Below are 16,525 nucleotides of genomic sequence, written 5' to 3'. Positions count from 1 at the left end.
GCCAGTCAGACTGGCGGGCATGGCCGTTTCTCTGTACCAGATCGCCGTCGACTGTCATGACGCCGCCGCGCTCGCCCGGTTCTGGACGCGGGTCCTCGACTGGCAGATCCTCTACGAGGACCCCGAGGAGATCGTCATCGGGGCCGGCCCGAGCGCACTGCCGGGCATCGTGTTCCTGACCGTGCCCGAGACGAAGACCGTCAAGAACCGCCTGCACATCGACCTCACCCCCGACGACCGGGACGCCGAGGTCGAGAGGATCACCGCGCTCGGGGCGCGGCGCGTGGACGTCGGGCAGGGGGACGACGCCACCTGGGTGGTCCTCGCCGATCCCGAGGGCAACGAGTTCTGCGTGCTGCGGCCGAAGAAGACCCTGCTCGACTGACGCCGGGACGTCATGTCACCGCGCCTCGCCGCCGTCCGCGGCGGCGTCCGGCGCTCCCGGCCCGGCGCCGAGCGCGTCATGGGCGCTGAGCGCCGCGCGCACCCGCATGACGTCGGCGCCCGACGTGGCGTCCAGCCCGGTCGCCTCCGCCGCGCGGCGCAGCCGGTAGTCCACCGTGTTCGGGTGCACGCGCAGCCGCTCGGCGGTCACCTGGCGACTGAGTCCGCTGTCCAGGAAGGCGCGCAGGGTGCCGAGCAGTTCGGGGCGGTCCGCGAGGGGGCGCATCAGCTCCGCCAGGGCGTCCCGGGCCGGGCCCGGCTGCATCAGCTGGTACTCCAGCAGGACGTCCCCGAGCCGGTGGACGCCCGGCTCCCGGCCCGCCGCCACGGCCACCCGCCGCACCTCCTCCGCCAGTCGCACGGCCGCCGCCACCCCCTCCGGGGCGGCCGCCGCCGCGCCGGCCACGATGTCGACCCCGGCCACCCGGCTCATGTGCGACACCGCGGTGGCCAGCCGGTTCCAGTCCCGGTCGGCCAGCAGCGCGGCCTCGGTGTCGTACGGGATGAGCGCGAGCCCGCTGTCGCCGGTGAGAGCCGACAGCACCTGGCCCTCGGCGTGGCGATCCAGCTCCACCCTCAGCCGCCGCAGCTTCCGCGTCCTCGCGATCACGGGGCTGACCCCCGGGGCCTGTTCGTCGGGGTGGGTGCCGATCGCCAGGGCGAGGACCAGATAGCAGGCTGGAAGACCGATGCCCCAGCGGGCGGCCGTCGCCCGTACGTCCTCCCCGTCGACGAGCGCGGTGAGCATCGCCTGCCGGGCCGACTGCTCCTCGCCGGCGGCCGCCTGGCGCTCGGCGAAGTAGCCGGCCACCACGGTGGCCGTCATCCGCTCCAGGAACCGCAGCACCAGCTGGTTCGCGGTCCTCAGATGCGGCAGGTCCTCGGGCGTGGCGTGCGCCGACATCCGGTCCAGGCACTCCTGGGCCCCCACGTGGTAGGCGCTGATCACCGCCTCCACGGGCACGCCCTCCTCGGCCCGCTTGGCGGCCGCCTGGCGGAGCACCTGCACCTGAGACTCGTCCGGCAGCTCGCCGGTGCGCAGGACGCCGACGAAGGCACGTATGCCCTGGCCGATGACCCGCTGGATCTCACTGCGCAACTGCTGCGCGGGCAGCGTGCCGTAGACGGGCACATGGTCGACGAGCCGTGTCAGCACGCGGGCCGCCAGTTCGTCCACCGCTCCCGCGAGTCGCTGGTGCACCGGAACCCCGCCGAAGGCGAGCGGCACGTACTCCTCACGGCCCACGGTCACATACCCATCACTGTCCACGGCGACCTCATTGACGCTGTTGACCTTACTTACCGGTAACCAAGGTCGCCGCGGGACACACGGAGTGTCAATGCCGACCCGCGGGCAAGGACACGTACCCCTGGAGGGTGTGACGCCGTGGGGTCACGGGAGGCGTCTCAGGCTCCGTACCCGGCCTGCGGCTGCCGAGGCTGCAGGCCCGCGGCCTCGGCGAGCGTGGCCGCCAGATTCTCCTTGCGGATGCGCTGGTCGACGTAGAGCAGGGCCACGACCAGCTGCGGGAAGGCCGACGTGAGGATCTGGCCCACCAAGGTGGTCAGCAGCCCGAACGCCATCGTCGTGAGCACGATCGTGAGGGCCACGCCGCCGTCGGCCGCCCCGTCCGACAGGGAGGCGGGCCCGGTGGGGATCAGGCTCAGCAGCTGGAACACCAGCTGGACGAGGTAGCTCGCCACGGCCGCCATCGCGAAGGCCAGCAGCGAGATGCCGAACACCCGCCACCACGAGCCCCGTACCAGCTGAGCCGAGCGTGACAGCGCGCCGATGGTGCCCTGCCCCTCGAAGACGGCGACGGCCGGCGCGAAGCTGAACCGCACCCACAGCCAGATCGCCACGGGCCCGGTGGCCAGCGTGCCGAGAATGCCGACCAGCATCAGCCACGCGAAGTCGCCCGTGCTGTCGACGGCCAGCGCGATCAGCGTGACGACCATGCCGATGACGGCCACGGCCATCAGGAGCAGCGGGACCGCGGCGATCAGCGCGGTGATCAGAATCGTGCCGAGCACCGCCCCCACACGTGGCCGCACCCGGCGCCAGAGGAGTCCGATGCTCGACGGGCGTCCGAGCACCGCGTCCTGGAGGACCGCGGGGCACGAGGCGTAGACGACGGCGTTGGCCACCAGCATGGCGATGATGCCGAAGACGTACACGCCCGCGAACATCACCACCACCGGCACGACCTGGTCGCTGTCCGGCGCGCTCCCGCCGGACCGGTCCAGCAGCTGGTGCAGCTCCTCCCGCACCGACAGGTACGCGATCACGAGTGCCCCGCCGAAGACCGCGAGGGCCACGCCGTAGACGGCGAGCGCGAAGCCGAGCAGGTGCTTCCAGTGCCGGCCGATGGTGGCGAACGCCCCGCCGAGGATCTCGCCGAGGCCCAGCGGCCCGAGCGGTATCACTCCCGGCTTGGGCGGCGGCGGTGCCCAGGCGCCCCACGCGGGCGGCCCCGGATAGGGAGCGCTGCCCCCCGGATAGGGCGTGTTTCCGTAAGTCATGACAGTCCCCCCACGTCGGATGATGGCCGGACGGCGCACTGCGGCGGCCGTCCGGACGAACAAGGTAGCCGGGGCCGCCGGAGCCGCCGACTCCGCCCCCGCGGGCTCTCTCACCCCCTCTTCCTGCTTCTCTTCCCCTCTTCCCACCTCTCTGCCCGCGCGGTCCCGCGACGCGACGCGGACGCCCGGCACCTGAGACCGGTTCGCCCGTGCGGGCCCCGGCCGGTTAGGTTTCCTGTCATGACTGACTCGTCCGACAGCACCACTGCTCAGCGCACCACCGGTGCCGTGGCCGCCGGCCTCGCCACCGTCACCGCCGAGGGCGTCGTCCTCGACACCTGGTACCCCGCCCCCGAGCTCACCGCCGAGCCCGGCCCCGCCGGCACCGAGCGGCTGACCGCCGAGCGCGCCGTGGAGCTCCTCGGCGACGGCGCCGCGCGGGCCATCGGCCCGGACGCCCGCCGCGGGGTCGAGGTCGTCGCCGTCCGCACCGTCATCGCCTCGCTCGACGACAAGCCGCTGGACGCCCACGACGCCTACCTCCGCCTCCACCTGCTCTCCCACCGGCTGGTCAAGCCGCACGGGGTGAGCCTGGACGGCCTCTTCGGGGTGCTCGCGAACGTCGCCTGGACCAGCCTCGGCCCCGTCGCGGTCGACCAGCTCGAGACCGTGCGCCTCAACGCCCGCGCCGAGGGCCTGCACCTGCAGGTGACCTCGATCGACAAGTTCCCGCGGATGACCGACTACGTGGCCCCCAAGGGCGTGCGGATCGCCGACGCCGACCGCGTCCGGCTCGGCGCGCACCTCGCCGAGGGGACCACGGTCATGCACGAGGGCTTCGTCAACTTCAACGCCGGCACCCTCGGCACCTCGATGGTCGAGGGCCGTATCTCCGCGGGCGTCGTCATCGGCGACGGCTCCGACATCGGCGGCGGCGCCTCCACCATGGGCACCCTGTCCGGTGGCGGCAACGTCATCATCTCCGTCGGTGAGCGCTGCCTGATCGGCGCCGAGGCGGGCGTCGGCATCGCGCTCGGCGACGAGTGCGTCGTCGAGGCCGGCCTCTACATCACCGCCGGCACGCGTGTCACGATGCCCGACGGCCAGATCGTCAAGGCTCGTGAGCTGTCCGGCGCGTCGAACATCCTCTTCCGCCGCAACTCGGTCACCGGCACCGTCGAGGCCCGCCCGAACAACGCCGTCTGGGGCGGCCTCAACGAGGTGCTCCACAGCCACAACTGATCGTCGCGCGCCCGAGGACGCGGCCGCCCCCGCCGCTACACCAGCGACTGACCGGCCGCTCGCTCCAGTCGCCGGTACTCCTCCAGCAGCCCGTCGGCCGCCTCGCGGCCGGCGGGCTGCAGCGGTTCGCGGACCGGCCCGGCCGGCCGGCCGAGCGCACCGAGCAGGGCCTTGGCGGTCACCGCGCCCGGCAGCCCCGCGGCCATCATCGCCTCCGAGAGCGGCAGGGCGAGGTGGCTGAGTCGGGCGGCCCGGGCGGTCTCCCCGGCGTCGTAGGCGTCGAGGACCGCGCGCAGATGGGGCGCGGCGACGTTGGCCACCGTCGAGACGAATCCGGCACCGCCCACCGCGTACAGCGGCAGGTTCGTCTCCTCGCAGCCCGAGTAGTACGCGAGCCCGCTGCCGGCGATGACCTTGGTGGTGCCCAGCAGGTCGTACGCGCAGTCCTTCACGGCCACGACGCGGGGGTGGTCCGCCAGCCGCAGCATGGTCTCCGGCTCGATGCGCACGCCCGTGCGGCCGGGGATGTCGTACAGCATCAGCGGGACGCCGACGGCGTCGGCCACCCGGCGCAGGTGCGCCTCGATCGCCGGCTGCGGCGGGCGGCTGTAGTACGGGGCGGTCACGAGCAGCCCGTCGGCGCCCGCCCGCTCGGCCTCGCGCGCCAGTGCCACGGTGTGCCGGGTGTCCGCAGTGCCGACGCCCGCCACGGTCACGGCCCGGTCGCCGACCTCCTCGGCCACCGCCCGCACCAGGGCCGCCTTCTCGGCGTCGGAGGTCGTGGGGGACTCACCGGTGGTGCCGGAGAGCACCAGTCCGTCGCAGCCGTCGTCGACCAGCTGGGCGGCGAGCTTCCGCGCGCCGTCGAGGTCGAGGCTGCCGTCGTCGCTGAAGGGCGTGACCATGGCGCACAGGGCGCGGCCGAAAGGGCGGGAAGAGGACATGCACGCAGTGTGGGCCGCCGGGCCGGTGAAGCACCAGTTACATCTGCTTCGGGTGAACGTGAAGCGGTGCTGAGAGATCTGCGGAGCGCCTGGTCAGCCGCGGTGCAACCGGTGCGCGGGCCGCGGGGCCCGCGCACCGGCGACTGCTCCTTACGGGCGGAAGCGCAGCACCTGCGGGTCGTGGTCGCTGTTCTGCTCCGCGAACTCCGCGTTGATGTGCACGCTGTCGTACGAGAAGTCGTCGATCGACGGACTCGTCAGGATCTGGTCCAGGACCTGGCTGTTGCCCTGGTAGACGTACGAGTAGCGCTCCGAGCGCGGCAGGGTCGTGACGGCCGGGTACAGGGCGCCGTCGTCCGTCAGGGCCTTCGTCGTCGCCGAGAACTCGAAGTCGTTGATGTCGCCGAGGACCACGACGTCGGCCCTGCGGTCGGCCTTGAGGATGTCCTTGACGAAGGCGTTGACCGACTGCGCCTGGAGGAGGCGCTTGGCCTCGGAAGACCGGTTCGGCGGCTGGTGGTGCGAGGTCAGGCCCTCGTCGCCGCCCTTGGAGCCGAAGTGGTTGGCGATCACGAAGACCGTGCGGCCGCGGAAGGTGAACTCGCCGGCCAGCGGCTTGCGGCTGTTCTCCCAGGCGGAGTTCGCCGGGTCGATGCGTCCGGGCGAGAGCGTCAGGGCCGCCCGGCCGCGCTCGCGCACGACACCGGTCGCGGTCGTGGCGTCGCCGCCCGCGCGGTCGGTGAAGGACACCCGGTCGGGGTTGAACAGGAAGACCTGGCGGATGTTGCCGCCGGGCTGGCCGCCGTCCTTGTTGTTCTGCGGGTCCACGGACCGCCACGCGTACGCCGGACCGCCGGCCGCGACGATCGCGTCCGTGAACTTCTTCAGCGTCTGCCCGGCCGCGACCGTGCCGTCGTTCTTCGCGCCGTTGTCGTCCTGGATCTCCTCCAGCGCGAGGATGTCGGGCGACGCGAGGTTCTCGACGACGGCCTTCGCCAGCGCGTCGAACTTCGTCTGCGGGTCGGACGGGTCCAGGTTCTCCACGTTGTACGTGGCCACCGCCAGTTCGCCGGTGCGCTGCGGGCGCGTGCTCTCGCGCTCGAGGCCGCGGTCCACCACCGTGCCCAGGGTGCGGGCGGTCAGGGTGTAGCCGCCGAACTGGTTGAAGTCCAGCGGGCCCTCGGTCGGGCCGGCGAGCAGGTCACCGACGTTCGCCTTGGGGAACGGCTTCTCGGCGAGCGGCGTCAGCGACTGGATCTGCAGGCGACCGGTGTTCTGCGAGGTGTACGAGCCGTAGACCGTGCCGCCGCGGCGGTTGTCGTTCTCGTACGGCTTGACCGTCACCCACAGCTCCGCGTACGGGTCGGTGGCGCCGACCACGCGGGACGTGCCGATGCGGACGTTGGTGCCCTCCAGCGACTCGTAGTAGTCCAGGGCGTTCGTACGAGGCCGCAGGGCCAGGCCGTTGATGCTGTTGCCGGCCGCCGGGTCGCCCTCGGGGGCGTACGCGCCCGGGACGGACCAGGCCGAGACCGTGACGGGCGCGGGCAGTTCGTTGCCCCGCGAGACCACCGTGACGGCCGGCTTGGCTATCTGCGTCAGCGACTGGTTGCCCGAGTTGGTGCCGCCCGGGATGTACTCGCCGACCGTGCCCGAGACCAGCACCTGGTCGCCGACGGCCACGGTCGGGACGGAGCCCGTGTAGACGAAGACGCCCTCGCTGGTGGCCTCGTCGTCGTCGGCCTGCGGGTCCTGGAACCAGAAGCCCCGGGAGCCGTACGTCCGAACGCCCGTGACGATGCCCGGCACATCGGTGACCTGACGCCCCACGAGCGGGGACGTCCGGGTGGTGCCCTGGATGTCGTGGATCCGCACCTGCGCGGTCTCGGCCGCGGTGGCGCCGGTGGAACCGGCGAGCAGGCCGGCGGCCAGCGCGGCGGCGACGACAGCGGCGACGGCGGGCGTTCTCGGTACGACGGAGGAAGGCATCGGGCAGCTCCGGAGGTGTGAGGGATGAGGGGTGCCGGCCGTGCCGGCGGGGTCCTGCGTATGTTCTACGCGCGTCAATCTCTTGTCTCGACAGGTCAGTTGTCAAGAGTCACCGGATGTACGGGGATGGTCGCGCGGATGAACTCGGCGGCGGGGTGCTCCCGCCGGGTCGAAGGTGTCCCAGTCGTCCCGTGCGCCCCACAAACACCCTTGGAGGTGGCGGACTTCCCGGTGCGCCGCGAAACCTCCTCGAATGCGTCTACGCTGGCAACCGCCCGGGTCCCCCTGCGTCCGGGTCGCTCACGTCCGGGGGCCCCGTGAGCCTGCCCCGGATCCCGTACGCCGCGGAGGAGAACCAGCACATGCCCGAAGACCGCCCCACCCTTCCGCCGGTTCGGCTGCACTCGGACGCGGAGCTGGCTCGGGCCGCGCTCGGCGCCCCGCTGCTCGCCCGGGCCGTCAGGCTCGCCCGCTGGGCGGGGCCGGGGACGCGGGTCGGTGCCGGCGGCGAGCTCGTCGACGAGCAACTGCCAGACGCCGCCGCGGTGTTGGACCTGGCCGGGGACGCGGAGGGGGTCGCTTCCGCGAGCGAGGCGTGGCGGGTGGCCGTCGACACGGGGCTCGTGGAGGTCGAGGACCCCGACGCCGATGCCGACGATGCCGCCGCGCTCGGTGCCGTGGCGGGCGCCGATGTGGCGGGTGGCGCGGTCACGGGCGACGTCATGGGTGACGGCGCCATGGGCGGGGCGGTCGCCGGGGCCAACCTGGCGCTGGTCACAGGAGGTTCACCGCTGGACGTGCTGGGCCTGTGGCTCGACGCCCTGGACGTCGTCCTCGCGGACGCGAGCGCGCCCTTCTTCGACGACATCTCCGACGTCGTCGGGGAGGAAGGCGGGATCGACTTCGAGGCGCTCGACTGGGACCCGGAGGCGGAGGCCGAGTTCCTCGAAGGCGTCCTCGCCAACCTGTACCTGCTGACCGTCTCCGAGGGCGGCGCCGGGGACCAGCCGGTCCCGCTGCCCGTCCTCGCGGCGTCGGTGATCGTGCCCGAGGACATGGGGGATCCGACGGACGACGTGCTGGAGCAGGTCTCCGAGGCGATGATGCGCCTCGACGACCAGTTCCGTCTGCTGGAGCCGATCGGGCTCGTCGAGTACCGGCCGGTCGACGAGGCGCTGATGGCGGAGGAGACCGAGGACGCGGCGACCGAGACCCTCGACGACGAGGACGTGTCCCGCTACGGGATGGTCAGGCTCACGCCGCTCGGCCTGTACGGCATCCGGGCCCGGATGCTGGAGGCGGGCGTCGACGCACCCGCCGTGGGGGATCTCGCGGACAAGGGCGCGGAGGTGCTGCTCGACCGGCTCACGCACTTCCCCGAGCCCGTCGCGCGCGCCGAGACGGAGCAGTGGCTGGCCCGGCGCGCGCCGGCCGACGCCGCCCGTGAGCTGCTCGCCGCGGCCCGCGGCGCCGACAGCGGGGCGCCGCTGCGCCGCCTCCAGTGCCAGCAGGCCCTCACGCTGGTCGGCGGGCATGCCGAGCCGGAGGTCCGCGGGGTCCTCGACGACGCCGAACTCGGCGGTCTGGCGCGGGTGTGGCTCGCGGAACGAGGGGCGTCCGACGTGCCGCCGCCGCCCGAGTCGATGATCTTCTGGCTCGCGATCGACACCATTGCGGCGCAGCTGGACGCGGACGGGGAGGTCGAGGAACTCCAGGGCCTGGTGGAGGGCCTGGTCGGCCAGCACAGCGGGTTTTTCGACGCGGCGTGGCGGGTGGCGCATCCGCGGACGGCGGACGTGCTGGAGGCGATGGGAAGGTTGCACGGGGACAAGCTGGTGGCGAAGGAGGCCCGCAAGGCGGCCTTCAAGTCCCGCTCGTCTCGCTGACGCTCGGCTTTCCCGCCCGGGGGCGTTGCGCCCCCGGCGTCCCCGTGCCGGGGGCGCCCGGTTGCCCCCTGTCCGGGGGTGGTGCCGGGGGCCGGGGCCTCCGGAGTGGGGTACCCGGACTGCTTTCCGGTTGCCGGGCGTTGCGGTATCTCACGACGCCTTACGTCCGGGCACCCCTCTCCTCCGACCCCGACCCCCTCCGGCCGGTACGGCAGTACCGGTTGGTGGTCGTCCCCGGGATGGCCTCGCTGCCCGTGGGGAGCGGGTGCCGGCAGTTGCCCGACCACGGCAACCCCGTCCGCCTCGCCAGGGGGAGGGACGCGCAGGGGTCGTGTTCGGGACGTAAGGCGTCGTGAGATACCGCGACGCAGGTTCGTGAAAGCAGTCCCGAATTCGAGCCCCGGAGCGGCCCGACGCTGTGGGTCCGGACGGGCCGGGCCAGGGGAGCCCGGCCCGGGAGAGCGGGCGTCACGCGCCCGGACCGGGCCACGCCCGAGCGCGTAACCCGGTCCACGCGCGGCTACGCGCGCGGCGCGCAGTCCGGTCCGCCGCCCGCCCAAGGGCCCCGCGGCCCGACGCTGCGGTCACGGACCGGGCCACGCCCGAGAAGCCTGGCCCCGTCACAGGGGCGTGACGCGCACGGGGCCGGCCGCGCACGAGAGCGCGGACCGGTCCGCCGCCCGCCCAAGGGCCTCGTGGTGTTCAGGGCGCGTTCAGGTGCGCGCGTCATCGTGGCGAGCGTCCGATCGACGCGTGGCCACCCAGGAGACCTCATGCCGCTCAGCCGCAGGGAATTCACCAGACAGTCCGCGGGCGTCGCTCTCGCCGGAGCCGTCGGGGCGCTCGCCACCGCCCCCGGGGCCCTCGCGGACGAAGACGGGGAACGTGACCGGGAGCCCGGCTACGGCCCCCTGGTGCCCGACCCGGACGGCATCCTCTCGCTGCCCGCCGGGTTCTCGTACCGCATCCTCACCCGCACCGGCGTCACGCGCCTGGAGTCCGGCGAGTTCACGCCCGGCAAGCACGACGGGACCGCGACGTTCGAGGGGCCCCGCGGCGCGACCCTGCTCGTCGTCAACCACGAGCTGAAGGGCGACCGCAGCCAGGTCGCGTACCCGGTCCCGCTTGCCGACGGCCTCGTCTACGACCCGGCCGCGCCGGGCGGCTGCACCGTCGTCGAGAGCCACCGCGGCGGCGAGGTCGCCCAGTGGGTCGGCATCTCCGGCACCGTGCAGAACTGCGCCGGCGGCCGGACGCCCTGGGGCACCTGGCTCACCTGTGAGGAGACCGAGGTCCGGGCCGGCCAGAGCGGCATGACCAAGGACCACGGCTACGTCTTCGAGGTCGACCCCTACGACCGCCGGGCCAACCGCGCGCCCGAGCCCGTCAAGGCGCTCGGCCGCTTCGCCCACGAGGCCGTCGTCGTCGACCCCAAGCGCGCCCACCTGTACCTCACCGAGGACGCCTCGGGCCCCAACGGCCTGCTCTACCGCTGGGTTCCGCCGCACGGCTTCACGCACGGCCGCGAGCAGCTCCGCACCCTCGCCGACGACGCGGGCGTGCTCCAGGCAGCCAAGTGCTTCGACTCGGGCGGGCGGTTCGTGGACGACCTGTCCCGCGCGACCAAGATCGGCACGGTCTACGGCGTGGACTGGGCCGAGGTTGCCGACCGTGACGCCCGGACCGTCTCCGTGCGCAAGCAGTTCACGGACGGCGAGGTCACCCGGGGCCGCAAGCTCGAAGGCATGTGGTGGGGCGACGGCGGCGTCTACGTGGTCTCCTCGTACGCCCGCGAGGAGAGCCCCGCCCAGCACGACGGCCAGGTCTGGTTCTACGACCCGCGCCGCCGGACGCTGACCCTGAAGGTGCTGCTCGGGGTGAACCCGGACGCGTCGCGGGACGGCGCCTTCGACGGCCCGGACAACATCACCGTGTCCCCGTACGGCGGCCTGATCATCGCCGAGGACGGCGAGGGCGTGCAGCACCTGTTCGGCGCCACCGACAGCGGCCGCACGTACCCGATCGCGCGCAACGAGCTGAACGTGGGCAGCGAGGAGGAGCCGGACTACAGCGAGTTCGCCGGTGTCGTCTTCTCGCCCGACGGCCGCACCCTGTACGCGAGCATCCAGTCCCCCGGCGTCATGTTCGCCATCACCGGCCCCTGGAGGCGCCAGCCGAACCCGCACTGAGCGGGCCGGCCGGGCGCGCCGGGCCGGGCGGGCGCGCCGGAAAATACGTGGCGCGCCCGGCACCCCGTTTTCTAGAGTCGTCACCACGAACTGCACCTCCCGGTGCGCAGGCCGCGGCTACTTCCTCTGACAAAAAGACGCCGCTGCCATCCTGGATCTCGGGAGGCGCAGTTTCGTGAGGCGCCCGTTTCCCGTGCGCCCGGTGTGTTCTCCGGAAACTCGGGGGGATTTTCCATCACTCGCTTCAACAGCGCCGCGGCCCGCACCGAGGCCGCACCCTATTCCTATGTCGGCCCCGGCGGCCGCGTTCTCTACCTGGACGAGGAACCGGCACCGTATTCCGCCGTCCGCTCCCTTCCTCACGCCACGGGCTCGCTTCCTGACGCGACGGACGCGCTTCCCGCCCCGCGCACGTACGAGGGCGCCGCCGGGTTCGAGCGGGACCCGCACTCCGAGCTCTATCTGCTCGCGCTGGCCAACTTCGTGGGCCGGCAGACCTTTTACGAGGCGGCCGCGGATCGCGACAACCGGTTCGCGGCGCTCGTGCGCAGGCTTGCCGTCGAGGACCCGCAGTGGACCGCCGAGCTGCTCGGCTGGCTGCGGACCGGCGCCCACCTGCGGACCGCGTCGATCGTCGGCGCGGCCGAGTTCGTGCACGCCCGACTTTCCGCGGGCGCCACCCCGGGCGGGGACAACCGCCGCGTCGTCGACTCCGTGCTGCAGCGCGCCGACGAGCCCGGCGAACTGCTCGCGTACTGGACGGCGCGGTACGGCCGGACCCTGCCCAAGCCCGTCAAGCGCGGTGTCGCGGACGCCGTGCGGCGGCTGTACGGAGCCCGGTCGCTGCTCAAGTACGACACCGCGAGCAAGGGGTACCGCTTCGGCGACGTGCTCAACCTGGTGCACGCATCGCCGGATCCCGCCAAGCCCTGGCAGGGCGACCTGTTCCGGTACGCGCTCGACCGCAGGCACCACGCCGACCGCACCGAGCCGCCCGCCTCGCTGCGGGTGCTCACGGCGCACCGGGAGCTGATGGAGCTGCCCGTGGCGGAGCGGCGGGCCGCCGTCGTCGCGCCCGGCGGTGCCGAGCGTCTGGCCGCGGCCGGCATGACCTGGGAGGCGCTGGCGGGCTGGCTCCAGGGACCGATGGACGCTGCGGCCTGGGAGGCCGTGATCCCCTCCATGGGGCCGATGGCGCTGGTCCGCAACCTGCGGAACTTCGACGAGGCCGGGGTCTCGGACGAGGTCGCCGCACAGGTCGCGGCACGGATCTCGGACCCGGAAGCGGTCGCCGCGTCGCGGCAGTTCCCCTTCCGCTACCTCGCCGCGTACCGGCACGCGCCGTCGCTGCGCTGGGCGTACCCGCTGGAGGTGGCCCTCGGCCACTCGCTCGCGAACGTGGCCGCCCTGCCGGGACGGACGCTGGTGCTCGTCGACCGCTCGGGGTCGATGTGGTCGCCGCTGTCCGGCCGCTCGGAGCTCAACCGCGCCGACGCGGCGGCGGTCTTCGGCACGGCCGTCGCGATGCGCGCCGAGAAGGCGGACCTGGTCCAGTTCGGCACGGGCCACAGCCCGGTGGCGTACACGAAGCGGGAGTCGGTGCTGAAGGTGCTGGGGCGCTTCGGCGAGCTCGGCGGCACCAACACCACCGCGGCCGTGCGGGCGCACTACCGGAGCCACGACCGGGTACTGATCGTCACCGACGAGCAGGCCGCGTACCACCGCCTGGGCGATCCCACCGCCCAGGTCCCGGCCCGCGTCCCCGTCTACACCTGGAACCTCGCGGGCTACCGGATGGGCCACGGTCCCTCCGGCGGCGCCAACCGGCACACCTTCGGCGGGCTGACCGACGCCGCCTTCCGGATGGTGCCCCTCATCGAGCGGGGGATGTCGGCCGACTGGCCCTGGCGGTGAGCGGCCACCGGGGACGCCGCGAGGACGTCCCCGGTGGTGCGGGCGTCACAGAGCCTGTGCCGCCGGCTTGACCATGCCGCGCACCGTGCGGGACTTCACGAAGTTGCCCATGGCGGTCATCTCCCACTCCCCGGAGAACTGCCTGATCAGCTTGGCCATCATCACGCCGGTCTGTGGCTCGGCGCTCGTGAGGTCGAAGCGGACCAGCTCCTCCCCGGTGGCGGCGTCGATCAGGCGGCAGTAGGCCTTGGCGACCTCGGTGAACTTCTGGCCGGAGAACGAGTTCACCGTGAAGACGAGGCCCGTCGCGTCGGCCGGGAGCCGGCCGAGGTCGACGACGATGACCTCGTCGTCGCCCGCGCCCTCGCCGGTCAGATTGTCGCCGGAGTGCTTGATGGCCCCGCCCAGGATGGAGAGCTTGCCGAAGTAGCAGCTGTCCAGGTGGTTGCGGCTGGGGCCGTAGGCGATGACCGAGGCGTCGAGGTCGATGTCCTTGCCGCGGAACGCGGGCTCCCAGCCGAGGCCCATCTTGACCTGCGAGAGCAGCGGGCGGCCGCCCTTGACCAGGGAGACGGTCTGGTTCTTCTGCAGGCTGACGCGGCCCTTGTCGAGGTTGATCTTCCCGGCGGCGGCCGGTGCGGCGGGGGCGGGCGGCGCTGCCGGCGGCGGCGGAACGGCCGCGGCGATGCGCGGGTCGGGAGCCGCGGGGGCAGGCGCGGGGGGCGCGGGGGCGGGAGCCGGCGTCGGTGCGGGGGCCGGGGCGGCCGCGGGCTCCTCGTCGACCGAGACGCCGAAGTCGGTGGCGATGCCCGCCAGGCCGTTCGCATAGCCCTGGCCGACCGCGCGGGCCTTCCAGGCGCCGTTCCGCAGGTAGATCTCGACGACCACCAGTGCGGTCTCGGCGCCCAGCCGGGGCGGGGTGAAGGTCGCGATCGCGCTGCCGTCGTCCGCGTTGCGGATGGTCGCGGTCGGCTCGATGCCCTGGAAGGTCTGTCCCGCGGCGTCCGGGCTGGCCGTCACGACGATCTTCTCGATGCCGGCCGGGACGGCCGCGGTGTCCACCACGATCGCGTCCGGGGCGGTGCCCCCGCCGGAGCGGTAGGTGACGCCGGGGCCCTGCGGCTGGTTGTAGAAGATGAAGTCGTCGTCGGAGCGGACCTTGCCGTCGGCGGTGAGCAGCAGGCCCGATACGTCGAGCCGCACCGGGGCGGCGACGTCCACCGCCACGCGGGCGGCGGCCAGGGGGATGTTCGAGCCGGGGGTCATAGCTGTCATGCCAGGGGTAACGACCGAGACCGCTTTGCCGTTCCCTTACCCTCGGTCACCGGTCGCCTCGCGGGAGACGTGGGCGGGCACCGAGGCCGGGTCTCCCTCGGTGTGCACGGCGACGCGCACGCCGCTGCGGGACACCAGACCGTCCAGCGTGTCCAGCGTCGGACCGGTCGCGCGGTCCGCCCCCTCGCCGTCCTGCCGCAACAGGCCGAGCACCGTGTCGAGTTCGCCGACGGTGCGCCGGGTCGTCTCCTCGATCGCGGTCAGCGCCTGCCTGACGAACTCCACGTCGCTGTCCAGCACCCGGCGCGCGGCGCCCGCCTGCAGGGTCACCGCGCTGAGGGCGTGGCCGACCGAGTCGTGCAGCTCGCGGGCGAGGCGGTTGCGTTCGGCGAGCCGGGTGGCCCGCTGTTCGGCCGCGGCCAGCCGGTCGGCGGGGGTCGGGCCGAGCAGCACCGGCGCCTGGCGCGCCAGCAGCGCCCCGGCCGCCGCCGAGCACGCGGCGAGCGCGAGAAGCATGGCGAGTCCCGCGGGCGGCAGCAGCACGAGACGGTCGAACGGGCGCATCGACCACGGCACATGGAGGAAGTCCTGCACCGAGCGGCTCAGCGGCGCGATGATCAGCGTGACCGCGAACGGGGGCAGCACGAGCGACGCACCGCTGACCAGCGCGCCGATGCCCAGATGCAGGGTGAACCAGCCCGAGGCGCGCAGGCGCGCGGCCCAGCTGTGCGCGGGTCCGTCCGCGAACAGCTCGGCGGGCACCCCGGTGAGCGCCCGGGCGACGCCCACTGACAGCGGCCTGGCCAGCGGCAGCAGCGCGGCGATCGCGGCGAGCGGCAGGGCGACGAGGTACGCGCCGAACTGCACGGCGAACGAGCTCGTGAAGAGGTTCCCCGTGTCGCCCAGCGGACCGACCACGGTCGTCCCGACGAGCCAGAACGGCATCAACAGGGCGCCGCCGAGCACCAGATGGACCCAGCGGAGCCGCGCCCGCCGCCCGAACAGCGCCCGCAGCCCGCCGCGCCACATCCCGCCGACTCCCCTCCCGTCGGACCTCGTTCCGTCGGGCCTCTTCCCGCCGGACCCCCTCCCGCCGGTGCTCCTTTCGCGGCCCGCCGCGCGTCGCGGGTCGTTCACGCGCCGCGCCTGCGCAGCAGCAGGGCGACGGCGGCGCTGAGCAGCAGGCCGGAGATCATCTCCCCAGCGTAGGTCAGCGTCAGCAGCACCGCGGGCTCCTCGGCGCCATCACCCGGGGCATCGCGGCGGTCGTCGTCAGCCAGGCACCCCAGGCGCCCAGTCCGCTCGCCCCGACCCAGGCCGCGCCGAGCGGCAGCTTCACCGGCAGTGCGGGGGCGGCGCGGAACGCGAGCAGCAGCGTTCCGGCGACGGCCGCGGCGATGAAGGCGACGCGCACCCCCTCCAGGACGTAGAGGTCACTGCTGCGGTGTGCCACGCGGGCGGCGGGCATCGCCACGGTCGATCCGGCCGCCCACATCAGGTGCATCACGGCCGGGAACAGCGCGATCAGAGCACCGGCCACGGTCAGGGCGCGTACCGGCCGGCCCGTCACGGCGGAGGGCATGTCCCACACGCGCCCCTGCCACAGGTGGCTCCAGCGGTCCCTGGCGTACAGCAGGAAGAGCGTGCCGAGGGCGAGGCCCTGGAGGAGGAAACCGCCGTAGACGACCTGGAACACCCAGCCGTCCAGGAACGGTTCGTCCACGTCCTGCGTCGTGGTGCCGCCCGCAGTGGAGACCGCCAGCTGCACCGGGAAGCCGATCATGATCGGGGTGAGCAGCCCGGTCGCGCCCCACATCGGCACCCCGAGCAGCCAGGAGCGCACGCGCATGCCCCACGGCTGTGTGAGCAGCAGTGCGAGGACGACGACGGCCGCGTCCATCATGACGGTGACGCTGTTGACGACGGCCATCAGGGCACGGTGGTCCAACAGGACGCTGCCCTCGGGGATGCCGATGCGGCTGCCCGAGATCCAGGCGATCTTGAGTCCCAGGTACGGCAGGCAGGCGGCGATCGCGACGGCGCGCAGCGCGGACCGCAGCGGGCTGCGTCGTACGGGAAGGAGGGCGGCGGCGCCCGTCGGGAGCGATGTCGGTGTCAT

Annotated in this window: 12 protein-coding genes; 5 read left to right on the top strand and 7 right to left on the bottom strand. The window is 73.4% G+C overall.

All coding sequences use genetic code 11. The features are described from left to right. Positions 1-19 precede the first annotated feature (19 nt). A complete protein-coding gene (locus tag ACLB9X_RS00455) occupies positions 20-385 on the top strand; it encodes a VOC family protein (protein ID WP_410358142.1) in 366 nt (121 codons plus the stop codon). 15 nt (positions 386-400) lie between these two features. Here the strand turns inward: ACLB9X_RS00455 and ACLB9X_RS00450 are convergent, their stop codons facing one another. Both ACLB9X_RS00450 and ACLB9X_RS00445 read right to left on the bottom strand, forming a co-directional pair. Continuing rightward, positions 401-1,714: a PucR family transcriptional regulator gene (locus tag ACLB9X_RS00450; protein ID WP_410358141.1), complete on the bottom strand. Its 1,314-nt coding sequence runs from the start codon at positions 1,712-1,714 to the stop codon at positions 401-403. A 137-nt stretch (positions 1,715-1,851) separates the two neighbouring features. After that, positions 1,852-2,967 (bottom strand): hypothetical protein, encoded by a 1,116-nt coding sequence (locus tag ACLB9X_RS00445; protein WP_410358140.1) that lies wholly within the window; start codon positions 2,965-2,967, stop codon positions 1,852-1,854. 240 nt (positions 2,968-3,207) lie between these two features. On the opposite strand from ACLB9X_RS00445, the gene dapD reads away from it, so the two are divergent. Then, complete coding sequence (gene dapD, locus ACLB9X_RS00440) at positions 3,208-4,209, top strand: 2,3,4,5-tetrahydropyridine-2,6-dicarboxylate N-succinyltransferase (RefSeq protein WP_410358139.1); 1,002 nt, start codon at positions 3,208-3,210, stop codon at positions 4,207-4,209. A 35-nt stretch (positions 4,210-4,244) separates the two neighbouring features. On the opposite strand, the gene dapA is transcribed toward dapD, so the two are convergent. After that, a complete protein-coding gene (dapA, locus tag ACLB9X_RS00435; protein ID WP_410358138.1) occupies positions 4,245-5,153 on the bottom strand; it encodes a 4-hydroxy-tetrahydrodipicolinate synthase in 909 nt (302 codons plus the stop codon). 150 nt (positions 5,154-5,303) lie between these two features. Then, complete coding sequence (locus tag ACLB9X_RS00430; protein ID WP_410358137.1) at positions 5,304-7,142, bottom strand: endonuclease/exonuclease/phosphatase family protein; 1,839 nt, start codon at positions 7,140-7,142, stop codon at positions 5,304-5,306. Positions 7,143-7,504: 362 nt separating this feature from the next. Here ACLB9X_RS00430 and ACLB9X_RS00425 point away from each other — a divergent pair, with 362 nt between their 5' ends. The 3 genes from ACLB9X_RS00425 (at position 7,505) to ACLB9X_RS00415 (ending at position 13,131) form a co-directional block, all read left to right on the top strand. Next, a complete protein-coding gene (locus ACLB9X_RS00425) occupies positions 7,505-9,028 on the top strand; it encodes a hypothetical protein (protein ID WP_410358136.1) in 1,524 nt (507 codons plus the stop codon). Between the two features lie 773 nt (positions 9,029-9,801). Further along, positions 9,802-11,217: an alkaline phosphatase PhoX gene (locus ACLB9X_RS00420; RefSeq protein ID WP_410358135.1), complete on the top strand. Its 1,416-nt coding sequence runs from the start codon at positions 9,802-9,804 to the stop codon at positions 11,215-11,217. Positions 11,218-11,532: 315 nt separating this feature from the next. Further along, on the top strand, positions 11,533-13,131 hold the full coding sequence (locus ACLB9X_RS00415) for a TROVE domain-containing protein (protein WP_410358596.1): 1,599 nt from the start codon (positions 11,533-11,535) through the stop codon (positions 13,129-13,131). A gap of 45 nt (positions 13,132-13,176) precedes the next feature. On the opposite strand, the gene ACLB9X_RS00410 is transcribed toward ACLB9X_RS00415, so the two are convergent. From ACLB9X_RS00410 to ACLB9X_RS00400, 3 genes are all read right to left on the bottom strand, one after another. Then, complete coding sequence (locus ACLB9X_RS00410; RefSeq protein ID WP_410358134.1) at positions 13,177-14,406, bottom strand: TerD family protein; 1,230 nt, start codon at positions 14,404-14,406, stop codon at positions 13,177-13,179. Positions 14,407-14,442: 36 nt separating this feature from the next. Continuing rightward, complete coding sequence (locus ACLB9X_RS00405; RefSeq protein ID WP_410358133.1) at positions 14,443-15,435, bottom strand: sensor histidine kinase; 993 nt, start codon at positions 15,433-15,435, stop codon at positions 14,443-14,445. Positions 15,436-15,622: 187 nt separating this feature from the next. Then, complete coding sequence (locus tag ACLB9X_RS00400) at positions 15,623-16,525, bottom strand: hypothetical protein (RefSeq protein WP_410358132.1); 903 nt, start codon at positions 16,523-16,525, stop codon at positions 15,623-15,625.

It is taken from the genome of Streptomyces sp. 5K101, assembly GCF_046506645.1.
GTDB lineage: Bacteria > Actinomycetota > Actinomycetes > Streptomycetales > Streptomycetaceae > Streptomyces.
This window is presented reverse-complemented; position numbering and strand designations above follow the sequence as displayed.

What these genes read in the sequence shown, in the direction of transcription:
- ACLB9X_RS00425 (WP_410358136.1), top strand. Translation starts at nt 7,505, where the DNA reads ATGCCCGAAGACCGCCCCACCCTTCCGCCGGTTCGGCTGCACTCGGAC.
- ACLB9X_RS00405 (WP_410358133.1), bottom strand. Translation starts at nt 15,435, where the DNA reads ATGTGGCGCGGCGGGCTGCGGGCGCTGTTCGGGCGGCGGGCGCGGCTC.
- ACLB9X_RS00430 (WP_410358137.1), bottom strand. Translation starts at nt 7,142, where the DNA reads ATGCCTTCCTCCGTCGTACCGAGAACGCCCGCCGTCGCCGCTGTCGTC.
- ACLB9X_RS00400 (WP_410358132.1), bottom strand. Translation starts at nt 16,525, where the DNA reads ATGACACCGACATCGCTCCCGACGGGCGCCGCCGCCCTCCTTCCCGTA.
- ACLB9X_RS00445 (WP_410358140.1), bottom strand. Translation starts at nt 2,967, where the DNA reads ATGACTTACGGAAACACGCCCTATCCGGGGGGCAGCGCTCCCTATCCG.
- ACLB9X_RS00410 (WP_410358134.1), bottom strand. Translation starts at nt 14,406, where the DNA reads ATGACAGCTATGACCCCCGGCTCGAACATCCCCCTGGCCGCCGCCCGC.
- dapD (WP_410358139.1), top strand. Translation starts at nt 3,208, where the DNA reads ATGACTGACTCGTCCGACAGCACCACTGCTCAGCGCACCACCGGTGCC.
- dapA (WP_410358138.1), bottom strand. Translation starts at nt 5,153, where the DNA reads ATGTCCTCTTCCCGCCCTTTCGGCCGCGCCCTGTGCGCCATGGTCACG.
- ACLB9X_RS00420 (WP_410358135.1), top strand. Translation starts at nt 9,802, where the DNA reads ATGCCGCTCAGCCGCAGGGAATTCACCAGACAGTCCGCGGGCGTCGCT.
- ACLB9X_RS00455 (WP_410358142.1), top strand. Translation starts at nt 20, where the DNA reads ATGGCCGTTTCTCTGTACCAGATCGCCGTCGACTGTCATGACGCCGCC.